General features: G+C 60.8%; 20 protein-coding genes. 9 read left to right on the top strand and 11 right to left on the bottom strand.

Annotated elements, in window-relative coordinates:
* Nucleotides 1-270: 270 nt before the first annotated feature.
* The 5 genes from I1M21_RS05145 to I1M21_RS05125 all read left to right on the top strand — a co-directional run bounded on the left by I1M21_RS05145 (nt 271) and on the right by I1M21_RS05125 (nt 5,830).
* Nucleotides 271-1,701 carry a 6-phospho-beta-glucosidase gene (locus I1M21_RS05145; RefSeq protein ID WP_195192698.1) on the top strand — a complete coding sequence of 477 codons (1,431 nt, stop codon included), beginning with the start codon at nt 271-273 and terminating at the stop codon, nt 1,699-1,701.
* A gap of 216 nt (nt 1,702-1,917) precedes the next feature.
* Complete coding sequence (locus tag I1M21_RS05140; protein WP_195192697.1) at nt 1,918-3,717, top strand: histidine kinase N-terminal 7TM domain-containing protein; 1,800 nt, start codon at nt 1,918-1,920, stop codon at nt 3,715-3,717.
* 2 nt (nt 3,718-3,719) lie between these two features.
* On the top strand, nt 3,720-4,571 hold the full coding sequence (locus tag I1M21_RS05135; RefSeq protein ID WP_195192696.1) for a hypothetical protein: 852 nt from the start codon (nt 3,720-3,722) through the stop codon (nt 4,569-4,571).
* A gap of 102 nt (nt 4,572-4,673) precedes the next feature.
* Entirely contained in the window at nt 4,674-5,213 is a 540-nt protein-coding gene (locus I1M21_RS05130) for a sensor histidine kinase (protein WP_195192695.1), read from the top strand.
* Nucleotides 5,210-5,830, top strand: coding sequence for a response regulator transcription factor (locus tag I1M21_RS05125; RefSeq protein WP_195192694.1), 621 nt, complete (start codon nt 5,210-5,212; stop codon nt 5,828-5,830). Before I1M21_RS05130 ends, I1M21_RS05125 begins: the two co-directional genes overlap by 4 nt.
* 110 nt (nt 5,831-5,940) lie before the next feature.
* Here the strand turns inward: I1M21_RS05125 and I1M21_RS05120 are convergent, their stop codons facing one another.
* The 4 genes from I1M21_RS05120 to I1M21_RS05105 all read right to left on the bottom strand — a co-directional run bounded on the left by I1M21_RS05120 (nt 5,941) and on the right by I1M21_RS05105 (nt 10,235).
* Nucleotides 5,941-6,783, bottom strand: coding sequence for a hypothetical protein (locus I1M21_RS05120; RefSeq protein ID WP_195192693.1), 843 nt, complete (start codon nt 6,781-6,783; stop codon nt 5,941-5,943).
* Between the two features lie 80 nt (nt 6,784-6,863).
* Nucleotides 6,864-8,102, bottom strand: a complete 1,239-nt coding sequence (locus I1M21_RS05115; RefSeq protein WP_195192692.1) for an SPFH domain-containing protein — start codon at nt 8,100-8,102, stop codon at nt 6,864-6,866.
* 48 nt (nt 8,103-8,150) lie between these two features.
* Complete coding sequence (locus I1M21_RS05110) at nt 8,151-9,473, bottom strand: hypothetical protein (protein WP_195192691.1); 1,323 nt, start codon at nt 9,471-9,473, stop codon at nt 8,151-8,153.
* 24 nt (nt 9,474-9,497) lie between these two features.
* Complete coding sequence (locus I1M21_RS05105; RefSeq protein WP_195192690.1) at nt 9,498-10,235, bottom strand: DUF4428 domain-containing protein; 738 nt, start codon at nt 10,233-10,235, stop codon at nt 9,498-9,500.
* A gap of 377 nt (nt 10,236-10,612) precedes the next feature.
* Here I1M21_RS05105 and I1M21_RS05100 point away from each other — a divergent pair, with 377 nt between their 5' ends.
* Nucleotides 10,613-12,157, top strand: a complete 1,545-nt coding sequence (locus tag I1M21_RS05100) for a helix-turn-helix transcriptional regulator (protein WP_229025620.1) — start codon at nt 10,613-10,615, stop codon at nt 12,155-12,157.
* Nucleotides 12,158-12,335: 178 nt separating this feature from the next.
* Here the strand turns inward: I1M21_RS05100 and mgtA are convergent, their stop codons facing one another.
* The gene (gene mgtA / locus I1M21_RS05095) at nt 12,336-15,104 is read right to left on the bottom strand and encodes a magnesium-translocating P-type ATPase (protein WP_195192688.1); all 2,769 of its coding nucleotides are present in this window, start codon (nt 15,102-15,104) and stop codon (nt 12,336-12,338) included.
* A gap of 437 nt (nt 15,105-15,541) precedes the next feature.
* Here mgtA and pyrE point away from each other — a divergent pair, with 437 nt between their 5' ends.
* Nucleotides 15,542-16,225: an orotate phosphoribosyltransferase gene (gene pyrE / locus I1M21_RS05090; protein WP_195192687.1), complete on the top strand. Its 684-nt coding sequence runs from the start codon at nt 15,542-15,544 to the stop codon at nt 16,223-16,225.
* A gap of 474 nt (nt 16,226-16,699) precedes the next feature.
* Here the strand turns inward: pyrE and I1M21_RS05085 are convergent, their stop codons facing one another.
* Both I1M21_RS05085 and I1M21_RS05080 read right to left on the bottom strand, forming a co-directional pair.
* Nucleotides 16,700-17,821 carry an IS110 family RNA-guided transposase gene (locus I1M21_RS05085; protein ID WP_195192686.1) on the bottom strand — a complete coding sequence of 374 codons (1,122 nt, stop codon included), beginning with the start codon at nt 17,819-17,821 and terminating at the stop codon, nt 16,700-16,702.
* Nucleotides 17,822-18,109: 288 nt separating this feature from the next.
* Nucleotides 18,110-19,282: a Fic family protein gene (locus tag I1M21_RS05080; protein WP_195192685.1), complete on the bottom strand. Its 1,173-nt coding sequence runs from the start codon at nt 19,280-19,282 to the stop codon at nt 18,110-18,112.
* 576 nt (nt 19,283-19,858) lie between these two features.
* On the opposite strand from I1M21_RS05080, the gene I1M21_RS05075 reads away from it, so the two are divergent.
* Nucleotides 19,859-20,395 (top strand): PTS sugar transporter subunit IIA, encoded by a 537-nt coding sequence (locus I1M21_RS05075; protein WP_195192684.1) that lies wholly within the window; start codon nt 19,859-19,861, stop codon nt 20,393-20,395.
* Nucleotides 20,396-20,631: 236 nt separating this feature from the next.
* On the top strand, nt 20,632-21,189 hold the full coding sequence (locus I1M21_RS05070; RefSeq protein WP_035136614.1) for a hypothetical protein: 558 nt from the start codon (nt 20,632-20,634) through the stop codon (nt 21,187-21,189).
* A gap of 317 nt (nt 21,190-21,506) precedes the next feature.
* Here the strand turns inward: I1M21_RS05070 and I1M21_RS05065 are convergent, their stop codons facing one another.
* From I1M21_RS05065 to I1M21_RS05050, 4 genes are all read right to left on the bottom strand, one after another.
* Nucleotides 21,507-22,175 carry an HAD family hydrolase gene (locus tag I1M21_RS05065; protein ID WP_195192683.1) on the bottom strand — a complete coding sequence of 223 codons (669 nt, stop codon included), beginning with the start codon at nt 22,173-22,175 and terminating at the stop codon, nt 21,507-21,509.
* Nucleotides 22,176-22,301: 126 nt separating this feature from the next.
* Nucleotides 22,302-23,336, bottom strand: a complete 1,035-nt coding sequence (gene hypE, locus I1M21_RS05060; protein WP_195192682.1) for a hydrogenase expression/formation protein HypE — start codon at nt 23,334-23,336, stop codon at nt 22,302-22,304.
* A 47-nt stretch (nt 23,337-23,383) separates the two neighbouring features.
* Nucleotides 23,384-24,496, bottom strand: a complete 1,113-nt coding sequence (gene hypD / locus I1M21_RS05055; protein ID WP_195192681.1) for a hydrogenase formation protein HypD — start codon at nt 24,494-24,496, stop codon at nt 23,384-23,386.
* Nucleotides 24,496-24,756, bottom strand: coding sequence for a HypC/HybG/HupF family hydrogenase formation chaperone (locus I1M21_RS05050; RefSeq protein ID WP_138113783.1), 261 nt, complete (start codon nt 24,754-24,756; stop codon nt 24,496-24,498). Before I1M21_RS05050 ends, hypD begins: the two co-directional genes overlap by 1 nt.
* Nucleotides 24,757-24,790: the final 34 nt, after the last annotated feature.

The raw sequence follows: 24,790 nt of genomic DNA, 5'->3' as shown, positions 1-24,790 counted from the left end.
GGGACAGGCCTAACAATCTCGATCTGTAACACCAGGCCCGGTTTTGGCGACCTAACTGTTACAGATCGAGACAAACCGCCCTACACCACCACAAAGGTGCCTGTCCCCTTTGTGGTGGTTTGGGGCGGCGGTATCAAAAAGTGTCAGGCGGGGGCGGCTGCTGGGCCGCCGTGTGCGAAAAGAAGTATCGGCCCGTGCCGTTGCCGTTGAGCGACGCGTTGTTTGCAGGGATACTGAACCTATGACAACAGCGTGCGAAGGGGTTGATACATGGCTTTCCGTAATGACTTCCTGTGGGGCGGCGCGACGGCTGCCAACCAGTGCGAGGGCGCCTATAACGTGGACGGCCGCGGCCTTGCCAACGTGGACGTGGCTCCGCACGGCCCCGAGCGCTATGCGGTGGTCTCCGGCCAGCGTAAAATGCTCGACTTCGAGGACGGCTATTACTATCCCGCGCAGACCGGCATCGATTTCTATCACCATTACAAGGAGGACATCGCCCTCTTTGCCGAGATGGGCTTTAAGACCTTCCGCATGAGCCTGGCGTGGACCCGCATCTTCCCCAACGGCGACGAGACCGAGCCCAATGAGGCTGGTCTGTCCTTCTACGAGGACGTATTCCGCGAGTGTCAGGCGCACGGCATCGAGCCGCTCGTGACCATCACGCACTTCGACTGCCCGATTCACCTCATCAAGGAGTACGGCGGCTGGCGCAACCGCAAGCTCATCGACTTCTACAAGAACCTCGCGACTACGATCTTCACCCGCTACAAGGGTCTGGTGAAGTACTGGCTCACCTTCAACGAGATCAACATGATCCTGCACCTGCCGTTCATGGGTGCCGGCCCGGTCTTTGAGGAGGGCGAGAACAAGGAGGCCGTCGAGTACCTGGCCGCCCACAACGAGCTCGTCGCCAGCGCGTGGGCAACCAAGATCGCCCACGAGATCGACCCCGAGGTCAAGATCGGCTGCATGCTCGCCGCGGGTAGCTACTACCCCTACAGCTGCCGTCCGGGCGATGTTCGCCAGGCGCAGCTCGACAATCAGGACAACTACTTCTTTGTCGATGTCCAGAGCCGTGGCTACTACCCGGCCTATGCCGTCAAGAAGCTCGAGCGCCTGGGCATCGATGTGGGCATGACCGACGAGGACCGCGAGATCCTGGCCGCCAACACCGTCGACTTCATCAGCTTTAGCTACTACAGCACCCGTTGCTCCGCCGGTGCCGATAACCCCGATGTCGAGCGCACCCAGGGCAACGCCTTCGCCGGCGCCAAGAACCCCTACCTGCAGGAGAGCCAGTGGGGCTGGGCCATCGATCCGCTGGGCTTCCGCATCACCCTCAACGATCTGTACGACCGTTATCAGAAGCCGCTGTTTGTGGTCGAGAACGGCCTGGGCGCCAAGGATGTTGTCGAGGAGGATGGCTCCATCAACGACGACTACCGTATCGACTACCTGCGCCAGCATATCGCCGCGATGCGCGATGCGGTGACCGAGGACGGCGTCGACCTGCTGGGCTACACCACCTGGGGCCCGATCGACCTGGTGTCTGCCGGCACGGGCGAGATGTCCAAGCGCTATGGCTTTATCTATGTGGATCGCGATGATGCGGGCAACGGCACCCTCAAGCGCTCCAAAAAGAAGAGCTTTGACTGGTACAAGAAGGTTATCGCCACCAACGGCGAAGATTTGGCCTAGGCTTTCCCGATAACCGTAGCCTCCTGACCAAGGCGCCCAGCGAGTATGTGCTCGCCGGGCGCCTTGCCGTCTGCGGATTTTGGGACATGTGGCCCGCTTTTTGGGCCCGCCTGTCGGTACACTAAAAGCACTATGGGTACCCGCGAGCGACATATCGGCCACGCGGCCGCCCGATCCGCTCCCGTGGCGGATCCCAGGGGCGGCAGGCTCTTCGCCATGCCGCGATTCCTTGTTGGCATAACACATCAGGTGTACCGCCACCGCGTCTTTGCTATCGCCGGTGTCATCACCGCGCTGTTCCTCATGCTTTTGGCAGTCTTGCCGGCGCTGTTCGCCTTCGACCCCAAACTTTCCAACGCCGTGCCCGCCCATAGCGAGGTGTCCGAAGAGGTCGTGGATGCGCTCGTCCATTCGAGCTCTCTCCCGCTGCTTGTCGCCGCAATAGTATTTTCAATTTGGGGCGTATCGGTCTATCTGCGCTGTTTGGACTATGTGTTGCGCCGCCGCCTTGTTGCCATCGCCACCATCTGCGCCCTGTGGATGATCGAAGTCATTCTCAAGTACAAGTCGTTCACGCCGTTCTATGCCACCGTGCTGTGGTACCTGTACTACGTGCCCATGACGCTCATTCCGCTGCTCTACCAGTTGTGTGGTCTGCGCCTTGCGGGCTTGGAGCAACACCGCCTGGGTCGCCGCTACTGCGCCGCGCTGTGGATTGTGGCCATCCTGCTTATCGGATTTGTGCTCACCAACGATTTTCACCAGCAGGTCTTCCGCTTTGACCGTACGAGCGACACCTGGAGCAACGATTACACGTACGGCTGGGGTTATTTCGCCGTCTTAGTGTGGACGGCCTTTAACTTCGTGGCCTTTTTTATCCTGGTGGGCCGGTCCTCGTCCTTTCGCATCCAGCGTTTCTCGGGTACGGCGGCGCTCGTACTGCTGGGTGGCGCATTCTTTGCCGTCTCGTATGCGTTGCGCGTGCCCTGGGCATGGAGGCTCAACTTTTCGCTCGTCTATTGCGCCCTGTGCGTGGTGGCGATGGAAATCTGTCTCGATTGCGGTGTCATTCCGTCATATCACGGCATCGCCGGTATTTTCGGCACCTTGCCGCTTGACCTCAAAGTTCTAACGCGCGACCTGCAGGAAGTCCATGCCACGCCAGTGTCAAAGCCAATGCCGGTAGGCGTGCGCGAGGAGTTGCGGGTCCAGGAGCGCGGGCGCGCCCATGCCTTTGCCGTGGCGTCCGATCCCGATGTAATGTACCGTGCCTTCCCACTGCTGGGCGGATCGGCCCTGCTTGCCCAAGACGTGTCGGAGCTCAACGAGCTTAACCGTGAGCTGGCACATCGTCGCATGGAGTTGCAGCGTCAAAACGAGCTGCTCGCCGCCGACTACGACCTTAAGACGCATTTGGCAGATCAAGAGGCCGAGACCTTGTTGGTCCAAGACGTGGACCAAGCGCTTGCCCGCGCGCTCGAAGGGATGTACGACCTGCTGAGCTCGCTGCCGCCGTTGACCGACGAAGCGTCTTCGCACGAGCGCTACCGCATGCTGCAGCGCGCCAAGATGCTCGTCGCCTATTGCAAGCGCAAGGGGTCGCTCACGTTGGCACAGCACGGGGAGAGCGGTTTTGATCGCGACCGCATTCAGCTCATTGCCAACGAGCTCGCAAGCGACCTGCGCACCATCGATATCGATTGCGCCTCGATTATCGCCATACGGCGCCCGTTGCACGCCAGTACGGTAAGCGCCCTGTACGACTGCGTGTATGACTTTGCGTTTTTTGCCTACACCACCGACCATCCGGCGCTTATGTATCACTTGGGCGACCATGATCGATGCAGTGTCGAGCTGCGCGCCACGCTTTTTTCCAACGATGATGCAGATCTTTCGCAGACGCCCGCTGCGCAAGAGCTCGAAAGCGCTTTGCAAGGGCGCAACGTGGCATATCGCCTTGAGGGCGAGCCCGGCCAGCTGCGCATGATCGTCTTGATGCCGAGGGCGGGTGAGTGACGATGCAGATTTCGCTTATTCTTCCCCAAATCGTTGCGCTCGATGTTGTCTTTGCCCTGGCTGCGTGCCTGCAGACGATCCACGTCCCGCTCATTTCATCGCGCCGCTCGTCCTATAACCGTAAGGTGATTTGCGCCTACGAGGCGAGCCTTGTGCTTCATCTGATGATTTCGGCGCTCATCTTGTTCGCGTCGTCTGGCTCGTATCTGGTGGCGCCGCTTGACGTTTGCGCCAGGGCAATGGGCGGAGCGCTGTGGCTCAATGCCGTGATCTTTGCCTACGGCGTGGTGCTTATGGTGCACTATCGTCGTCCAGTCATGCTGGCCGAGCTGCTGCTCATTGCCGCCGTGACACCGCCGGTGGTGCTTGCCATGGGCTCGGCGTGGACCGTTGTCCTTATCGCGGAGGGAGCGTTTTTCCTGTTCCGCTCCATTGCGGCGCTCTTGATGGACGTCCGTAACCGCCAGGAGGATATCACCATGTTCTCGACGATCGAGACCATCAACGTGATTCCCGTGGGCATCCTGTATCTAGACCCGAGGGGCCGTCCGCTGCTCATGAACCGCTGCATGCGAAAAAACCTGGTGGAGCTTCATATGCCCACCGACCTAGGCGATATGAGCGGAACATGGAACGACCTGCGCAAACTCAGCATGCAAATGCCCGAAAGCAGCCAGAACCGCGTGCGTATTAGTCTGGACCGTTTTGGTGAGGCGCGCGTTGTGGTCGAGGTTTCTCCCGCCGAGATTCGCTTGTTTGTGCACGATGACGTTATGGTTTCGGGCCGCCTCTTCGAGCGCATTATCGGTCTGGATGTAACAGAGTATGCGCATGCTCATGATCGCCTGGCGTAAGCCAACCACCTGCTTGAGCTTGCGGGCCAAGAGCTCCAAGCCCAGATCGAAGAAGTCAAAAAAGTTGCTGACAATGCGGCCTATCTGCGTATGCGAGCTCGCGTGCACGACGTGATCGGGCAGCGCCTGTCCATCCTCCATCGTTATCTGGAGGAGGGGCGCTTGGACGACGAGTCGCTCGAGCAGATTGACCCGCTGCTGCGCTCAATCGCTGCCGATCTGCGCAGCGGGGGCGACGCCGAACCGGCAGAACAACTGGGCGATATCGTCCATGCCTTTGGCCTGGTGAGCGTGCAGATCGATGTGGAGGGCGAGCTGCCAAGCGACGCGCGTATCGCCGCAGCCTTTCTGCAGATTATCCGCGAAGCCTCGACCAATGCCACCAAGCATGCACAGGCCCATCAGGTCCATGTGCGCCTGCGGCAGGAGACGTCGGAAGACGGCGCTGTTGCGCGGATGGCCGTTTCTAACGACGGCGCGCCTGCACCCGTATCGTATCGCGAGGGAACGGGTATCCCAGGTATGAGGCATGTCGCACAGAATCTGGGCGGCAGCCTGGAAGTCCACACCGCCCCGCCCTTCACGCTTACGGTGTCCATCCCGCTCGCCTCCAACGCCACGGCCCAAAGGAGAAGCTCATGATCCGCGTGTTAATCGTCGAAGACCAGGCTATCTTGCGCGAGAGCCTGGCGCGTTCCGTGGGCGACCAGCCCGACATGACCGTTGTCGCCGCGATCGCCGACGCCTCGGATGCCTTGGACGTTGTGCTCAAGGAGCGTCCGGACATGATACTGATGGATGTGTGCACCGAGCACGATTCCAACGGCATCGTGGCGGCGGCGCGCATCAAGGAGCAACTGCCCGAGTGTCGCATCATTATCATGACCGGCATGCCCGAGATCACCTTTGTCGATCAGGCCCGCGAGGCGGGCGTCGACAGCTTTGTGTACAAGAACGTCGGTATCGACGAGCTGTTCGCCGTGATGCGCTCCACGCTGGCGGGCTATTGCACGTTTCCCAAGCCGCCCGAGAGCATTTTTTCGGGCACGGCGGCCCTCGACGATGTCGAGCTGTCGATTTTGCGCCTTGCCTGCGAGGGCAAGAGCCGCCGCGAGATCGCGGCCGAGCTGTTTATGAGCGAGGGAACCATCAAACGCCGCATTTCGGAGATCCTCAACAAGACCGGCTACGACAACATCATGCGCCTGGCCGTGCGCGCAGTAACGGAGGGCAGCATCGTTCCCAACATGGAGCGCTAACGCTCGTTACGCATCGGCATAAAGCGGCGGGGCCGCAGGATCATTTCCTGCGGCCCCGCCTGGCATGTGCGCGGATGTGTCCGCCAATCCGCGGCTGATGTTACGTGCCGTTACGCGATGGTTGCGCTGTAGGAGGCGACGTCCTCGTAGGAATCGGTCAGGTAGGCGTCGATGCCGATTGTCGTGTTGACTAGGTCGTCAAGACTATCGAGCGTGCCCTTCGAGAAGGTGAATTCCTCGGTGGCGTTGGTGCCGGGCATCAGGTGAGCCGAGAACCAGGGTTCCTTCATGGTGCCGTTGACGTTGGTCTTGCCGGAGGGAGCGTAGAAGGTCAGGTCCTTGTCGCTCTTGTTGGTGATGTTGACGACAAAGCCGATGTCGCCCCAGTCATCCTTGAACTTTTCGGTGATGGTGATGGTGCACAGATCGTCATCGGCGACAGTGACGGCGGGGGAGATTTCAATCTTCTGGACGTCGTCGTCTTCGACGGCCTCGTCGATCTCTTCTTCCTTCTCGGCCGCCTCGCGATCCTTCTTCACCGTACCGGACAGGTCCTTGTCGGACTTGGTAAAGACAAGATTGCCGTCATCTTCTTCGAGGATGAGTTTGCCGTCCTTGAGCTTCATGTCATGCGACTCGTCTTCGGCGGTGATGGTTACGGTGGTGCCGTCCTTTGCCTCCCATTTAAGGTCGACGACTTCAAGGAACAGGTCGAGGGCGCCTGTACCGTCCTCATCGAGAATCAGGACGCAGTGGACACCCCAATCCTCGAGCATCTTCATGTACTCATCGGTCAGCTCTTCGCCCTCCATGGTTCCACCTGAGAGTTCCCAGCTGCCGACGAAGTTGGCCTTGGGGTCTTTGCCGCCGCCGCTGCAGCCCGTCAGGGCAAAGGCGAGCGCCAGGATGCATGTCAGGAATGCGAGTACGGACTTTTTGAACGTTGTCTTCATGGTGTCCTCCTTCATCGAACGAAACCCATAGAAGCAAATGCGGGGGTGGCGGATCCCCCGCCAATTACCAGATAGAGGGGCTAGGGCCTGGGCGTTCCACAGTTGCTGCAGAACTTGCCGCCGTTTTCGCTGCCGCAGTTGGGGCAGAACCACTTGGTCGGTGCCGGGGCGGGTGCGGGACTGCCACACTCGGGGCAGAACTTGCCGGTGTTGGTGGCGCCGCAGCTGCAGGTCCACGTGCCGGCCGCGGGGGCGGCGGGTGCCGGTGCGGGGGCAGGTGCCGGAGCCGGCTGCGGGGCGGCCTGCTGCTGTGCCTGGCCGGCGGCGAACAGCTGACTGGCATTCATGCCGCCCATGCCACCTGCCATGCCCATGCCCATAAAGCCGGCCATCGCGCCGTTGGGGTTGGCGGCTGCCGCGCGCATCGCGTCGCTCTGGGCGCTGGCGATGTTGGCAGCTGCCATGGTGGGATCGCGCATGACTGCGGCCTTCTGCAGGTCCTTGATCATCTGCTCGTCTTCTTGCGAGGCGGCGATGGAGTTGACGCCAAAGCTCACGATCTCAACGCCGCGCAGGTCGCGCCAGTCGGCGGAGAGGACTTCGTTGAGCGCGTGGGCGAGCTCGGTGGTGTGGCCGGGGATGGCGCTGTAGCGAATGCCCATCTCCGAGATCTTGGCAAAGGCGGGCTGCAGGGCGGTGAGCAGCTCGGACTTAAGCTGGCTGTCGATCTGGTCGCGCGTATAGCTATCGGTCACGTTGCCGCACACGTTGGTGTAGAACAACAGCGGGTTGGTGATGCGGTACGAATACTCGCCATTGCAGCGCACGGAGATGTCGACGTCCAGGCCGATGTTGTTGTCGACCACGCGGAAGGGCACGGGCGAGGCGGTGCCGTACTTGTTGCCGATGATTTCCTTGGTGTTGATGAAGTAGACGCGCTGGTCCTTACCTGCGTCGCCGCCAAAGGTAAAGCGGCTGCCGATATTGGCGAACGTCTCCTTGATGGAGTCGCCCAGGTTGCCGCTAAAGACGCTCGGCTCGCTGCCGGTGTCAAAGACGAACTCGCCGGGCTCCAGCGCGACCTCGATGATCTTGCCGTTTTGCACCACGAGCATGCCCTGGCCGTCGTTGACGGCGATGACGGAGCCGTTGGAGATGACGTTGTCCTCGCCGCGCGTGTTGGAGCTGCGGCCACCGGTGCGCTTGCTGCCCTTGCAGGCCAAGACGTCGGCAGGCATCGATTCGCAATAGATAAATTCCTTCCACTGGTCGGCCATGACGCCGCCGGCAGCACCCAATCCAGCTTTCAAGAGTCCCATGGTGATCTTCCTTTCTCGTCAAAGGCCGGGTGATATTGGTCAGAATGGCTAGTCGTCCTTGTTGTCCTTCATGACAACCGTGGTTTCGGTATGGCTAAAGGTGTCGTGCTTCTCGGTCAGGTCGAGGTCTCCACAGTAGTAGTCGGCGTGGGTTGCCTCGTTGGCTGTCTTGAGCTGGCCGACCAGCAGCACGTCTGCGATAATCACGATGATCAGCGGCGCGACGATGTTGATGAGGATGCCCTCGATGTCAAAGGCGAGGTAATCCGGATCGAAGGCGTTCTCACCCATGAAGAGGATCTGGGAGAGGACAAATCCGATCGCAAAGAACAGCACCGAGGCGATGACGAGCTTGGGCTTGGAGCAGGGGAGCTCGCCGACCATGCGGCCGGTTTGGCCGTTCATGGCAAACAGGTAGCTCTTGCCGTTCCACGAGGTAGAGAGCATCCACACAGGGAACAGGGCATAATCGCTGTTTTCCCAGGTGTAGTCGAGCTGCTTGCTTTCGACCGTGGCGTCGTCGTACTCGTCGATGACGGTCTCGCGCAGGGCTGAGATCGTGCTCTCCTCCATACGACGCTCGGCGCGCGCCTTGCAGGTCTCGCAATCCTCGTCATAGCGGTTGGCGATGTAGCCGGGCATATAAGCGACCGAGAACGGGCGCAGCGCGTCGTAGTCAAACGGCTCGATGGCGTCCATATGGCCGTCGGGCATCTTGGACGATCCGTCGACGGGCACGCGCTCAAACGAGATATTGCCCTTACGGTAGGCGTCGTAGTGGTCGGTGGTCGTGACGGTGCGGTCGGATTCCTCGGTTACGGTCTCGTTGGTTGCGTCAAAGTACACTTCGCCGTCCACGTGGGCGCCGTAGAGCCAAAACGGCACGTAAACGCCTTGGACCTCGTCGATGTGGTTGCCGGTGACAAAGCTCTTGGGCAGCAGGATTTTGCCCTTGTAGTGCTCCTTGAGCGCGGCCAAGACATCGTCGCGACCGAGTTTAAATGGAATCACCAGGTCAGGGGAGAAGTCGCCCGAGAGTTGACCGGGTGCCACGGCGGGGTTGCCGCAGTACGGGCAGGTGGAGACGGCGACGGTGCCGTCCGAGATCAGCTCGGCGCCACACGACGAACAGATATAGCCGGCGTTTTGGGCCAGTTCCTGCACCGCATCGTCGGATGCGGGCTTGGATGTTGCGGCTGCCGCATCGGCTTTGGCATCTGCCTTGTCCTGGCGCTCGCGATAGAGAGCCTCGACCTCTTCGACTTCAAAGCGCGAGTCGCAGTAGTCGCAGACAAGCTTTTGCTCGGCGCTGGCAAAATGCAGCGGGCCGCCACAGGCAGGGCACTGATAGTTAACGCTTTCGAAGGCCATGATCGGTCCTTTCCGTGCCGGGGGCTAGGCGCCGATGGCGCCGCCGCAGTATTCGCAGCGCCCACTGGCATCGGGAATGGTGGTGGCGCCGCAGAAGGGGCAGGTCACCGCAGTCTTGGGGGCCTTGGCGGCAACGACGCTATCGCGCGTCTCCTGACGCAGCTGCACCAGCGCATCGCGGACTTCGGTTGCCTGGCGCTTAGCCTCGCGATATTCGATGGAGCCGCGCTGATCGATGGTGGAGTCGTTCACGCGCAGGTCAATCTCGGTAAAGTACGGCGTGTTGACGTGGATGGTCAGATTGAAGTCGTAATCCAGGTCGTAGCGCGGCGGGTCATAACTCTCACGCTCGCCGTCCTTGGTCTCGCGATAGATCTCGGTGCGGTGCTCGTCGATATCCATATCGCAGCCGAGCACCTGCGAAAACTCGATGATGTCGGGGTTGGCGTCGCGCCAGCGCGTCTGCGAGGTAATGATCAGCAGGCCCGCGTCCTCGTCGAGCATGATATTGGTGCGCCCGGCCGAGAGCGTGCGCGTGGGATTGAACGATGCCAGGCGCTCGGCATTGGCCTCGCGATAGGCGAGCTGCTCGCGAATGTCGTCCGCGGTGCTAGAGCGATAACCGCCAAAGAAGGGAGAGAGCTTGCCGACGCATTCTTTGCACAGGTAGCCTTCATTGATCTTGGTCTTACCTAGAAGTCCCAGCTCGGTACCGCAAATCGCGCACTCTTTCTTCTCGAACATCTTGTCAAAGAAGCCCATGGTTGCCTCCCATCAACAGGTAGCGTGTGTCACTTTTGATGATGGGGGAGTGCGCGATCCTTCGCGATACCCAGACGGCTCAAGGAGTCTCCACAACTGGGACACATGGCCCATTTTTCATCCGGCACATAGGGACACTCTTTGCCGCGGGTAGTCATTGGGCACTCATTGGGGACGTACTTAAATGAGTGGTAGTTGGAGACACTCCTGGCCGAGCTAGAGGTCGCGCGCGTCCCTTCTGGTCCATGCGGCTCAAAATCGCGGCGTGATGTGGACGGCTGGGGTCGAATTGGCAGCATTTCGAGCCTGGCTTCGATATTGAGACTGGTTCTTTATTAAAATAGATTTCCAGACAATTGAGCGGCTGGGGGTTAACCATGAGGGGCATGGGAGACACAACCGCATATTTGCGTCGGGGCATTCGGGAGATTATATGCCTGGCGCTGTTCTTCTTCACGTTTTTGGCGTGCGAGTATCTTTTTGATGTGCGCATGGCCGAGTTCGTGTCTCCGAACGAGGTCGTTATTTATGAGAGCCTTGTCATCGGCGCGAGCGTGATTGGCTTTTTTGTGCGTCCCATTCTGTACTATCGCCGTCCCCATGCTATCGACGCAACGAGTGACGTCACGGGCGTTTTGCTGGTGGCGGCATTGCTGCTGTTGATTATGGCGGTTCAGGTTGAGGTGGTAATTGCCGGCGGTTTGGTGGCGTGCTGCGCGCTGGGCTACTGCGGATCGACTGCCCATGCAAATTTTGCGAGGCGCTTTGCGCGAACGCCCTGCTTGGCGCGCGCCGCCGCACTTTCTTACGCCATGGGCGTTCTGGTGCAGGTTCTCAACCACATGGTGATGCCTGTCGGCATTCCTCAGCAGGCTGTTCTGGTCGTCTGTGCGATCGCGCAGGTGGCGTTGCTCCACGGTGCCCGACGCGCCAAGCTGCGCGACGAGTCCGACCCCAACTTTGAACCCAGTGCTGCCGGGCTTTCGGTAGATGCTCTGGAATATGGCGCCAAGTGGCATGACGATCCCGAGGCAAAGGCGGCATTCCGTCGCGCCGTAGTTCGCCTGACCGTGGCGACGGCGTATCTTTCCAGCGTATTCGCCGCTCTCAACGCGGGCTTCACGACCCTGCATGCTGTCGGAGCCGTCGATTTAGGCGATTGGCCGCGCCTGCTGCTTGTCGTGAGCTCGTTGGTCGCTGGCGCACTATTTGACCTGCACGGCCGCTCGTATATGAATATCGGCATGACATGTGCCGCCATACTGTCCACACTTTCGTTCTTTGTGCTCATCGTCGATGGCAATGGCGGCAACGAGCTTGCTGCCACGATCATCTTTTATCTGGGCTCGGGCTTTTTCGTGGTGTTCTTTACCACAAAATATGCCGCCGTCTCGCTCTATGCGCGCTGGTCATATTTTTGGCCGTGCATGGGTCGCGTCGTCAACAACGTGTGCTCGATGCTCGTGACGGCGCCGGCGGTGGCGATCATCTCGAGTCAAAACGTGCTGGCTGCGGTCGGTGCGGCGCTCGTGATGTTTGTGGGCATTGCGATTACGCTGCTGGGGCAGTTGGGGCAACGAGACGATGCTGCCGTGATGCAGGATGGCCTGCCGCTTGCCACCGACGATCTTGGTGGGGATCTTGCGCCCACATGCTCCGACCCCGAGCCCGTGGAGGCAGCGGAGCTCACGTCCGATGAACGCCTCGATGCTTTCGTCGCCACCTTTGGGCTTACAGAGCGCGAGCGCGATATTCTTGAGGTATTGGTCGCTTCGGACCAGAGCGTTCAGGACATCGCCACAACGCTCTTCCTTTCGCGCTCCACGCTCTATCGTCACATTTCCTCGATTAACAAAAAGACCGGCACCGCCTCGCGTGTGGCCCTTATCAACTTCTTCTGGTCCTGGACGCCCAAGGACTAGCTAATTTTCCAATAAGTTGCGGTGGAATAGTCCCTAAATTAAAGTCACGGGGCTTTAAACAGGAACTATTCCACCGCAACTGCTGGGGGGATAGACTGCGGCGGCAGAGGCAACGGCAGCGGCGTCGGCAGCTGTGGTAGCGGTAACGGCAGCTGGCAGGGTGCTTTCCGCCTGCTTGCTACAGCAGCTCGCCGTGGCGTGCAATGTAGCGGCGCTTTGCCAGCTGAGTGAGCGCGATGTAGGCGGTGACGATGCCGACGAGCAGCGCGAAAAAGCTCGCGGGCGGCGCCATGAGGCCGAGCGCATCGGCGATGGGGCTTGCCGGCAGCCAGGTGACGAGCGCCAGGCCCAGCACGGTAAGAACGCACAATGCGGGCGCGGCGTGGTCGCGCGGGCTCGGCAGATGCGGGGAGCGCAGCATGTGGACCACGAGTGTCTGCGACCACATGGACTCGACAAACCAGCCGCTCTGGAAGAGCGCAGCAAAGGTCGCCATACCCGCGACGTCGCCCGCGGCGGCAAGCTCGGACCAGCTTGCGTCCACGGCGGCGGGGCACACGACAAAGAAGAGCGCGGCGAAGGTCACGATGTCAAACAGCGAGCTCATGGGGCCCAGCTCGAGCATAAAGCCCTTGATGGACGCGGCGTCCCAGGCACGCGGGCGGGCAGTCCAGGCGTCATCGACGGTGTCCCACGGCAGTGCGATGCACACGATCTCGTAGACCAGCGACAGCAGCACCAGCTGCAGGGCGCTCATGGGCAAAAACGGCAAGAACAGGCTCGCGACGGTCACGGACAGCACATTGCCAAAGTTGGAGCTCACCGTGGTCTTGAGGTACTTGAGCAGGTTGCCGTAGGTGCGGCGGCCTTCGATGATGCCGCGCTCGAGCACGCCCAGGTCCTTCTGAAGCAAGATGATATCGGCGGATTCCTTGGCAATATCGACGGCCGAATCGACCGAGATGCCGCAATCGCTCGCACGCATGGCGGCGGCGTCGTTGATGCCGTCGCCCATAAAGCCCACGGTGTGGCCGAGCATCTCGCGCATGACACGTACCAGGCGCGCCTTCTGCAGCGGCGAGAGCTTGGCGAAGAGGTTGGTTTTCTCGGCGCGCTCGGCAAGTTCGGCGTCATCGAGCGCATCGATCTCGGAGCCGAGCAAGACGTTGCTCGCATCGATACCAATCTGCTCGCAGACGGTGGCGGCGACGCGGTCGTTGTCGCCGGTTAGGACCTTGACCGCCACGCCCTTGGCCTCGAGGGTGGCGACGGCGCCCGCGGCACTTGCTTTGGGCGGATCGAGGAAGGCCAAAAAGCCCATCAGCACCATGTCGCACTCGTCGGCGATTCCAAACTCGCCCACGCAGCGCGGATTGGTCTTCTGCGCCACGGCAATTACGCGTAGGCCCTCGGCGTTAAGTCCGGCGACCTGCTTGCGAATCTGGGCGAGCTTCTCGTCGGTGAGCGGCTGAGCGATGCCATCGACCTCGACAAAGGAGCAGATCTCGAGCATTTCCTCGGCAGCGCCCTTGGTAACCATCTGGGTTTTGCCTTGGGCGTCGGCGACAACTACGCTCAGGCGGCGGCGCGAGAAATCGAAGGGAACCTCGTCGACCTTGGTATAGCGGTCGCGCAGACTCTGGCCCAGCATAGAATCGGGCACGACGGTCGAGGGCGTCACATCGGCACGGTCGATTACGGCCAGGTCGATAAGGTTTTTGAGGCCGGTTTGGAAGAAGCTATTCAAAAATGCATGGCGCAGCACGCGTGCGTCTTCGTTGCCGTCGGTGCTGAGATAGCGCTCGAGCACGATGCGGTCTTCGGTGAGGGTGCCGGTCTTGTCGCAGCACAGGACGTCCATCGCGCCGAGGTTTTGAATCGCCGGCAGCTCCATGACGATAACCTGGCGACGGGCGAGGTCTTTGGCGCCCTGCGATAGGCTCGTGGTCACGATAACGGGAAGCATCTGCGGCGTGATGCCCACGGCCACGCTCGTGGCGAACAGCAGCGCGTCGATGACGTTGCCCTTGGTGGTGGCGTTGATGGCAAAGACGGCCGGCGCCATAACGAGCATGAGGCGTACGAGCAACATGGAGACGCTCGAGACGCCGCGATCAAACGCGTTCTTTTCGCCGCGCCCGTTGAGCATCTTGGCGATGCCGCCCAGGTAGGTGTCCGAGCCGGTGGCAACGACAAGCGCCATGGCGGTGCCGTTTTGCACGGAGGTGCCGGTAAAGACGATGTTCTTGCAGGCGGAGAGTGGCAGTGCGGAGCCGTCGGCGCCCTCGACGACGGTGACGGCGGTGGTCTTCTCGACGGCCTCGCTCTCGCCGGTGAGTGCGGACTCGATCACAAACAGGTCGCGCGCGGTGATGATGCGGGCATCTGCCGGCACCATATCGCCGGCAGAGAGGCGGATTACATCGCCGGGGACGAGCTCGTCGAAGGGGATCTCGATGCGCTCGCCGTCGCGCAGAGCAGTGCAGGTGTTGGAGACCAGGTCCTTAAGGGCCTCGGCCGCATTGCCGCTGCGGGCTTCCTGGATAAACTTCATGCCGCCCGATACCAGCAGCATGATGCCGATGACGATGACCGTGGAGGGGTCGCGCTGCGGTTCGGGCACGGCGAGCACGTCGATGTAGAGCGAGACCAGCGCGAGCGCGGCGAGGATGCCGGCGAAGGGATCGATGAACGCGTCGGCGATGCGGCGGGCGAGCGTTTTGGTCGTTGCCTCGATGGTGTTGGGGCCGACGGCGTTCAGGCGCTCGGTTGCCTGCTCGACGGTGAGGCCGTTTGCCGTGGCGTCAAGCAGTACGAGGGCGTCCTCTGCACTATGGGTGGCGGCGAATATGGTGTTCTTGGACAGGCCGGTATGAGCGGCAGGGCGCGCCGTGCGGCGGCGCTTGGAGATGGCTTCGAGTACCGTGACGGTTTTGAGCATCAGCATAGGGTCCTCCTTGTTGAAGGGAGTTAGCGTACGTGTCGTATTTGCTTCAAAAAACCTAGATGTCGCTCACGTCAAGCTCTTGAGCCCACAAAGGGTGCAGCGCGCCTTTGTGGTGGTTTTGGCGATCTGCCGGTGGCGTTTATGCGTGTGCGGAGTCCTCGCGGCGTGCCGAGGGCGACATACAGGTTTTTCGACTAGGACTGCCTTCCATGGCACACCTCCTAAAGGCTGAGCGCAGCGCGCTTTGGGTATCTCGTACCCCTTTTTAATCCGCCCGTATTCTTGATGAGGGGGTTTGCCATGTCAACCCCATTGTTCGGAAAACCATTCCCCCTGACAAAGCCTTTACAGAATGCCGTGGCTCCAAAGCGTGCCCGCATCGATGCCTTGCCTGCGCTAAACTGAAGAGCACGTACGCAATTACGAGAGGAGCCCGCATGGAGGCTTACAAGCAAGAGTTCATCAAGTTCATGGTCGAGTCCGACGTTCTTAAGTTCGGCAGCTTTACGCTCAAGAGCGGCCGTCAGTCCCCGTTCTTTATGAACGCCGGCGCTTACGTGACGGGCTATCAGCTCAAGAAGCTGGGCGAGTATTACGCCCAGGCCATCCACGATAACTTTGGCGACGACTTTGACGTCCTGTTTGGGCCGGCCTACAAGGGTATTCCGCTGGCCGTCGTGACCGCAATTGCCTACCACGAGCTGTACGGCAAGGAGGTCAAGTACTGCTGCGACCGCAAGGAGGCCAAGGACCACGGTGCCGATAAGGGCAACCTGCTGGGTTATGAGCCCAAGGACGGCGACCGCGTGGTCATGGTCGAGGACGTTACCACCAGCGGCAAGTCCATCGACGAGACCTATCCCAAGGTCAAGGCTGCTGCCGATGTCGAGATCAAGGGCCTGATCGTGTCCCTCAACCGCATGGAGGTCGGCAAGGGCGGTGTGACCACCGCTCAGAAGGAGATCGAGGCCAAGTACGGTTTCCCCGTCGCGAGCATCGTCTCCATGACCGAGGTCGTCGAGACTCTCTACAACCACGAGATCGACGGCAAGGTCGTCATCGATGACGAGCTCAAGGCCGCCATCGATGCCTACTACGAGCAGTACGGAGCCCGAGAGTAGTTACGGCGTTTTACCAAACGCCGTAACCGGCCGACGCTGTGCGCCGTCCAGGGCGACAATTTGTCATTCAAAAGGCGAGGCATGACCAGAAGGTCTATGCCTCGCCTTTTTCATGCCAACTTGTCGCCCTGGACGTCGCTCGCTGTCCGTCCTCTACCTGCGGCGTCGTCTTGCTCCGAATGCGGCCCGTTCGCTCATATGACCCAATCCGCTGTCAAGAGCCACAATGGCCCCGCCGACCGCTTGCAATCGGTCGGCGGGGCCTGCCGTTGAACCCGTCCCGGTCCGCCCCCGGCATGTCGTCGACGCCTTCGGCTCAGTCTCATATCCGCGGATACCGTTCTGTCGGCCCGCACTCCATTCCTTCGGCGGGGTTCCCCAACTCTGTCTAGGCGCATGCGGAGGGCTCCGCGCGCACAGCGAAATAGGGGGTGTCCCCGAAGGCCGCCCGGCTCGCCGGGACGGGGGCTATGTCTATTCCGCGCCCTCCCGGCACATCATGCCGAGGGCCCAGAGCCACCTCACGAGCTCGGCCGCGGTGGCCGCGTTGGCCTTCGCCGCGGGCATGCCGCGGGCGAGCATCTCCTCGCGCCGCCGCAGGAGCCGCTCGGACCCCTTCCTCCCGTGCATCCTTATCTCGAGGGGCACGCCCGTGTCCCTCGGCATGAGCTTCGGCTGGTGCCGCGCCGCGGCGTAGCACCATGAGCCCTCGACGGCCAGCTTCCTCACGAGCGCGTTGCCCGCGCCGCTGATTCCGCCGAGCCGGACGGAGTCGCCGCTCGACCTCTGGCTCGGCGCGAGGCCGAAGTAGGCCGTGACCTGCCTTCCGGAGCGGAACCTCGTGAAGTCGCCGACCTCGGCCGAGAAGGCCGCGGCCAGCGCGAAGGCGCAGCCCTTGATCGACTGGAGGGCGGCCACCTCCGCGGCGATCGGGCTGGCATCCACGGCCGCCCTGTACTCGGAGAGCAGGTCCGACCGGGCCTCCGCCGCGGCCTCGACCTCGTTCCTTAGGGCGGCGAGCGTCCGAATCCCGCCATCGTCCTCCGGCCTGACCTTGTCGAGCCACCTCAGGAAGTCGTAGGTCCAGTACTTCCTCGGGTTGCCGGCGGGCGTGGTGCCGCCGTAGGCGTACCCGCGCTTTCCTAGGAAGGCGAGCAGCCGCTGCTTGGCGGTCGCCAGGCGCGCGGTCGCCCCGTCGTAGGCGCCGGCGAGGTCCCTGATGCCCTCGATCTCGGGGGAGGGGACCCATACGGGGGAGATGTCGTGGGCGAGTATCGCCTTGGCCATCCTGGCGGCGTCGTTCCTGTCGTTCTTCGAGGCCGAGTCGGCGGCCGACCTGGGGATCTTCGAGACCGCGGCGACGACGCACTCGACGCCGAGGCCGGCGAGCTCCCGCTGCGGGGCGAAGCCGAGGTAGCCGCTCTCGTAGGCCGCGAGCGAAGGTCCCGGGAACCCATCCATCCACCCGGCGATCTCGCCCCAGGGGTTGCCGGGGAACCTCCTCGTCACGGCCTCGCCCGTCTCCGCGTCGAGCGCGCAGACGGTGGTGGACCTGAGGTGTACGTCCATTCCGAAGGCGGTAGAATATCTAGGCACGGGAGCCTCCCAACCTCGTTGCGGCGCGGCTGCGCCTCTGGCACTTCAACAACATTGTCGCAGCCCCGACCCGCGGTCACGAGCGGGGGCTCCTGTCGTTTCCGTGCCCCTGGATTGGGTCATAGTGTCTGTCGTTGCCGAAACATCGGCGATGCCGGACTAGTCATTGGGGACGTTCTTAAATGACTACTCAGGAATGAGCGTGGATAATCTCCCGTTTTTGGCCTGTGTGCGGGCTCAAAGTGGGAGATTATCCGCGCTCGCTTTAATTTGCCTGGGCTGCGATGCCTATCTAATCGGCTCGGCGTCTTCCCTGAGAATCGAAAGATACTCTTCATACCCGTACTGCCGGTATCTCTGTCTTGACTCGTCGAGCGGACGGAGGATACCCAATTCTTCAAATGATTTGACGAGCGAGCTCGCGGTACTCCTGCCGATATCGAGTTGGGCAGCGATGAATGCGGTGTCGACGATAGGGTGCTCTTCAAGAATGCCCAACAGCCTTTGCCCGTTTGCAGCAGTCCTTCCGAGATTTTCGGTAATGGTTGCTGTGGAACGGTTATGGAGGTCAACAAGGTTTTTTAAAGACCCTACCGAGTCCTTCGCACTCTCGAGAAGACTGTTGCAGAAAAACTCTATCCATTCCTCGTAAGTGCCTCTCTCCCTTACGGATGTGAGCTGTCGGTAGTACTCGCTTCGATTTTTCTTGAACTGGAACGATGGATAGAACAAGCAAGAATGAAGAACGCCATCATTGATGAGCATAAGTGTAATGAGAAGCCTGCCCAGGCGACCGTTTCCGTCTAGGAATGGATGGGCAGTTTCAAATTGGTAATGGACGAGCGCCGCCCGCACAATCGGATCTATTTCGACTTGAGGCTCATTGATAAAGCGTTCGAGGTCCTGAAGCGTGTTGCTCAAATCTTCAATGTTTGGAGGGACAAACGATGCGGTTGCAATGGTGCAACCTGAGGGGCCAATCCAGTTTTGTGAGGAGCGCAGCTCGCCAGGATTTTTCTCCGTTCCGCGCACTCCGTCCAGCAGGACCGCATGAACTTGCCTAAGAAGTCTCGTGCACAAGGGCATCTTTTTGAGCAGTTCTACGCCGCGGTCGACAGCACGGATGTAATTCACGACGTCTGCGACATCTTTATGATGGAGTTGTGTTTGCGATGGACTAAGTAGGTCGTCAAACGTGCACTGGGTTCCCTCAATTTGCGAAGAAAGGAGTGCCTCTTTGCGCACGTACATTGTCAGATACATGTCGGCGTTGGGAACAAAGTAGAGCATGCCTTCAAGCTCTCCAAGCTTTCGTGAGCATGCGGAAAGCGTGCGATGGGTTTCCTCGGTGAGGTTTAGCTGCCTCAATGATTGCAAGGGCGTTGGAAAAAACGAATAGTAAGCCAATTTCCCCGATAGATTATTGCGGAGCGTTCCCTGGCCGTTCTCCTCGATTTGCATCGCGCCCTCCATATCTTTAGTGCCGGAAACTCGTTATTAGGCTAATCATATCAATTCTAATAACGAGTTTAAGGATTAAATAGTTATTAGAATTGATGTAAACAATCTAATGATGAGAAGTCGTTATTACTTGACCATGGAGCTCAGCTTGGTACAAGGGGGTCATCCAAAATGAACGTGGATAATCTCCCGTTTTTGGCTCGGTGACGGCCTCAAAGTGGGAGATTATCCACGCTCGTTAGTTAAGCGTCCGAAAATCCACACTCGCCAAACCTACCAAAAAGGGATGGGTTTATTTTGGCACGTTTCGGTCGGTATCAGGAAGTGTCAGGGACGGGGCGGCGGCAGGACTCGAGAGCGAAAAGAAGTATCGGGCTTGGTGCGCCCGCTTCTGCACGTCCCGTGCGCAGGCGATGCTCGGCTTATCGACCCGCGATGCAAAGGAGATGCTCATCCCACGAGCACTACCGGGAAGGGCTTGCGATTCGAGCCCTCGCCTTAGTATTTTGGTCATTTAGCACTATAATCACCATAGGCATGCGCATAACGTTGCGCTTAATCAAGAGGAGAAAACGTATGGGTCTGTTTGACATGTTCAAGAAGAAGGCTGAGCCCGCGGCTGCCGCTGCCCCGGCCTCCATCTCTGCTTCTGCCGGCGCCGACGTGCTGTGCTCGCCCGTCAAGGGCAAGGTCATCAAGATGGCCGACGTGCCCGATCCCGTCTTTGGTGGCGAGGTCCTGGGCAAGGGCTGTGCCGCGTGGCCCGAGGACGATCTGGTCTACGCTCCCTGCGACGGTAAGGTGACCGTCACCATGGGTCACGCCGTGGGCCTGCAGTCCGATAGCGGCATCGAGGTTCTGGTGCACGTTGGTGTCGATACTGTCAACATGAACGGTGACGGCTTCGAGGGCTTCGTCAAGGCTGACGACGTCGTGAAGGCCGGACAGCCCATACTCAAGATCGACCGCGCCAAGATCGCTGCCGCCGGTTACAAGGACTGCGTCGTCGTGGCCGTGTCCAACACCGCCGAGTTTGCTGACGTCGAGCTCGCCGTCGAGGCCGAGTCTGCCGTCGCCGCCGGTGACGCCATCGTCAAGGTCGTCCGCAAGTAAACTGTGGCATCCAAAGGATGTGCAAGGGTGGTCGGGTTTTCCGGCCACCTTTTTTATTGCATCGCGGGGAAGCGTTTTATTGCACGTTGGGCGGGCTTGCAAGCCGTTCGGACGCTAAAACGAACCGACCGCGCCTTCGCGTTGCCGAGGGTGTTCATAAGTGGATAGTATGGGCTTACTTATTACAACGTGCGCCGCGTCTGGGAAGCGCAGTGCCGCTCATTGGGAGGAACAACATGAAAAAGAAGCTGCTGCTTGCGCCCCTCATGGCCGTCTTGGTTGCATGTGTGGTCGTGCTTTCCGGCTGTGGAGGTCCTTCGGTTGAGGAGCTCATCACCGAGGATCTTACGACGCAGTTTGACGAGGTCAAGAACGGTGGCGACGACTTCCTCTCTGGCCTGGAGGAGGCTTCGGGCGACGAGTTCGAGCAGCTGGGTATCGATCCCAAGGAGTATGCCAAGACCTATCTCGAGGGCTTTGACTACAAGATCGGCGACGTGACGGTCGACGAGGACAAGGGTGTCGCGACCGCCGAGGTCTCTATCACATGCAAGTCTATGAACAAGATCGTCGAGGACTTCTCCACCCAGTATCAGGAGAAGGTTGCCGCGCTTGATACGGTTCCTTCCGATGACGAGCTGTACAAGATGGCCGGTCAGGTTATGGTCGATGTGACCAAGGCCACCGAGCCCAGGAAGACCACGGTTATCTTCAAGTACACCTGCAACGACGACGGCGAGTGGTCTGCTGACGACTCCGTCAACTCCGAGATGATGGATGCAATGCTGAGCTAGGGGAGTTACGCGGTTCTACGAACCGCGTAACCAGTTGACGCTGCGCGCCGCCCAAGCCGACAATTTGTCATTCAAAAGGCGAGGCATGACCAGAAGGTCTATGCCTCGCCTTTTTCATGCCAACTTGTTCGGCTTGGACGTCGCTCGCTGTCCGTCCTCTACCTGTGGTGTCGCCATTGTTGAGGGGTAGCTAATTTGGGACGGGGCTCTTTTAGCTACCCCGTGCCCATCTAAGTTGCGGTGAAATAGGGACTGTTTGGGGGCAGTAGGCCGGTAATCAGTCCCTATTTCACCGCAACTTATTGGTGGGCGGCTCGCTACTCGCCCAAGATCAGCGCAGCGAGTTCGTCCTGGGTGTCCACTACGTAGTCGGCGCCGGCGGCTTCGAGCTCTGCTCGACCGCGGAAACCCCAGGTGACGCCGGCGCTCTTAAGGCCGGCGTTGTGGCCGGTCAGAACATCGACATTCGAATCGCCTACGTAGAGCGTGGTTGCCGGATCGGCGCCCAGCTCCTTCATTACGTGCAGCGTGACGGGCGCCTCGGGCTTGGGCGGAAACGCGTCGACGCGGCCCTGTACCAGCGCAAAGCGATCGGGGCCAAAGTACTTCTCGATAAGCGGGGCAGCCGAGACATGATCCTTGTTGGTAAGCACGGCAAGCTGAACACCTGCGGCGCGCAGACGGTCGAGCATCTCGATCGTGCCGGCGTAGGGGGCGGTGTGGTCCTCCTTGTGCTCGCCGTAATATGCCCTAAACTCGGCAAGCGTCTGCTCAAACACGCGGCCGTCGCCCGCGTACTCGGCGGGCATAAAGCGCTCGACCAGTTTGAGCATGCCGTTTCCCACCTTGTAGCGGTACTCGTCCACGGCAAACGTGGGCCAGCCGTGCATCTCGCAGGTATGGTTGCCGGCGGCCGCCAGATCCTCGAGCGTGTTGAGGATGGTGCCGTCCAAATCAAAAATCACATGGGAAAACGCTGCTGCCATGGGTGCTCCTGCCGTTTGAGTTGTAAAGCGCACCCCATGATACTGGCCCTGCACGTCGGGCGTGCCTGGAATCTGAATATCTGTAACAACCTTGAGTTGCACTGCGGCGGCTGCGCGCCATGTCCGCTAGCAAATCCTCGGCAGCTGCTCTCCCACGAGCATGTCGAGGATACGCGTCGAGCCCCAGCCGGTGCGCACACGCACGGCGGGACGAGCACCTTCGGCGACCGGCAGCACGCGACCGATGATGGCGGCGTTCTCGCCGTAGCGGGCGGCACGCATGGCTGCTAGCGCCGCGTCGGCCTGCTCGGCTGGCACCACGGCGACCATCTTGCCCTCGTTGGCAACCTGCAGCACGTCGTAGCCGAGCATCTCGCAGGCGGCCTGCACGTCGGGGCGCACGGGTACGGCGTCCTCGTCAATCTCCATGGCAACGCCGCTGGCCTGGGCAAACTCGTTGAGCGTGGATGCCAGGCCACCGCGCGTGGGGTCGCGGAAGCAACGCGTGTCGGGGGCGGCGGCCAGCACGTCGGCAATCAGGTGGTTGAGGGGCGCGGCGTCGCTCTCGATGCTGCTCGAGAACGCCAGGCCCTCGCGCTGGCTCATGATGGCGATGCCGTGGTCGCCCAGCGTGCCCGAGACCAGGACGACGTCGCCGGGCTGGCAGCTGGCGCCGCTGAGCGTCACGCCCGCGGGAACCTCGCCCACGCCGGCGGTGTTGATGTAGACGCCGTCAGCTCCGCCGCGCTCGACCACCTTGGTGTCGCCGGTGATGATTTTGACGCCCGCCTCGCGCGCCGTCTCGGCCATGGTCTGCACAATCTGGCGCAGCTTATCCATAGGATAGCCCTCTTCGAGGATAAAGCCGCATGAAAGGAAGCGCACATTGGCACCCGAGGTCGCAACATCGTTGACGGTTCCGCACACGGCGAGCCTGCCGATATTTCCGCCGGGGAAGAACTGCGGCGTCACCACAAAGCTGTCGGTCGACATGGCGATGCGCCCGCTCGCGGGCAGGGCGGCGACACCGGCATCGTTGCCTTCGAGCAGCTCGGGCGACCCAAAGGCATCCAGAAAGACCTCGTCGATAATGCGCTTCATCATCTGGCCGCCGGAGCCGTGGCCCAGCAGGACAGTGCTATCGGTGACGCTATGGGACATATCGAAAACTCCAATCGTGGTGCGTCTGGTGCGTGGGGGCGTTCGGGCTAGATTTGGTATCTAAAGTACGCAGCGCAGCTGCCTTCCGAGCTCACCATGCACGGGCCAACAGGATGCCCGGGCGTGCAGGCGTGGCCGAAAAGTGGGCAGTCGCTCGGTGCGATGGCCCCGCGTAGCACGTCGCCGCAACGGCATCCGCGCGGCTCGACCGTCGGTTCAACGGGCACGTCATAGCGGGCGCCGGCGTCAAAGCGCGAGAACTCGGGGCGGATGGAAAGGCCCGAGGCGGCAATCGGTCCCAGCCCGCGCCATGTGGTATCGCACGGCTCAAACACCTGCTCGACCAGTTGGCGCGCCACGGGGTTGCCGTCCACGTTGACGCCGCGACGGTACGCGTTGTCGATCGCGGGCCGCCCCTCAACGACCATCTGCGCCAGCATGCAGATACCCTGCAGAATATCGACCGGCTCAAATCCCGTGACCACGCCTGGGGTCCTAAACTCATCGACCAAAAAGCCAAAGGGTACCAGGCCTGTGATGGTGGCGACGTGGCCCGGCAGGATAAAGCCGTCGATAGTGGTCTCGGGGTCGTTGGCAATCGCGCGCAGCGCCGGTGGCGTGGTCTTGTGGGCGCAATAGACCGAGAAGTTCTGGAGTCCGCGTGCATCGGCCTCCAGGATGGCGGCGGCGATGGTGGGCGTCGTAGTCTCAAAGCCCACGCCCATAAAGATGACCGGGCGGTCGGGGTTGTGTTTGGCGATATCGAGCGCGTCGAGCGGCGAGTAGACGATACGGATGTCGCGTCCGGCTGCCTTTTGCGCGGCAAGCGAGGTGGACGATCCGGGCACGCGCATCATGTCACCAAAGGTAGTGATGATGGCGCCGTCCATCTTGGCGAGTGCGATTGCGTGGTCGATGTCGCGGTTTGCGGTAACGCAGACGGGGCAGCCCGGGCCGCTCAACAGCTTGAGCCCCGCCGGCATAATGGAGCGAAAACCATAGCGGCCAATGCTCACGGTATGCGTACCGCAGACCTCCATCAGGTTGATGGTGCGGTCGCCGACAAGCTCATGAATGCGGTCGATGAGCTCGCGAGCGAGCCGTGGGTCGCGAAATGCCGAAAAGTCGATACCGGAGTGAACCGGTTGCGCCGCCGCCACTAGTATGCCTCGGCCGGGTTGGTGGCGAGCTGGTCCTCTTCGACCAGCTCGGTCATGGCGTTGACCAGCTCGAGCGTCTCCTGGGCTTCCTGCTCGTCGACAATCTGGATGCCAAAGCCGGCGTGTACGAGAACATAGTCGCCCACCTGTGCCGTCGGCACAAGTCGCAGCGATACGGGGCGCTCGATGCCCATCATGTCGACGATCGCCTTTAGGTCGTCGTCGCGTTTGACCACTTTACCGGGAACGGCAAGGCACATAATGTTTCCCTTTTATACGCTTTGCGCTGGATGG

The sequence above is a fragment of the Collinsella aerofaciens genome (genome assembly GCF_015546965.1).
Lineage (GTDB): Bacteria > Actinomycetota > Coriobacteriia > Coriobacteriales > Coriobacteriaceae > Collinsella > Collinsella aerofaciens_X.
Note: the sequence above shows the minus strand (reverse complement) of the source record. Positions and strands in the feature narration are given on the sequence as shown.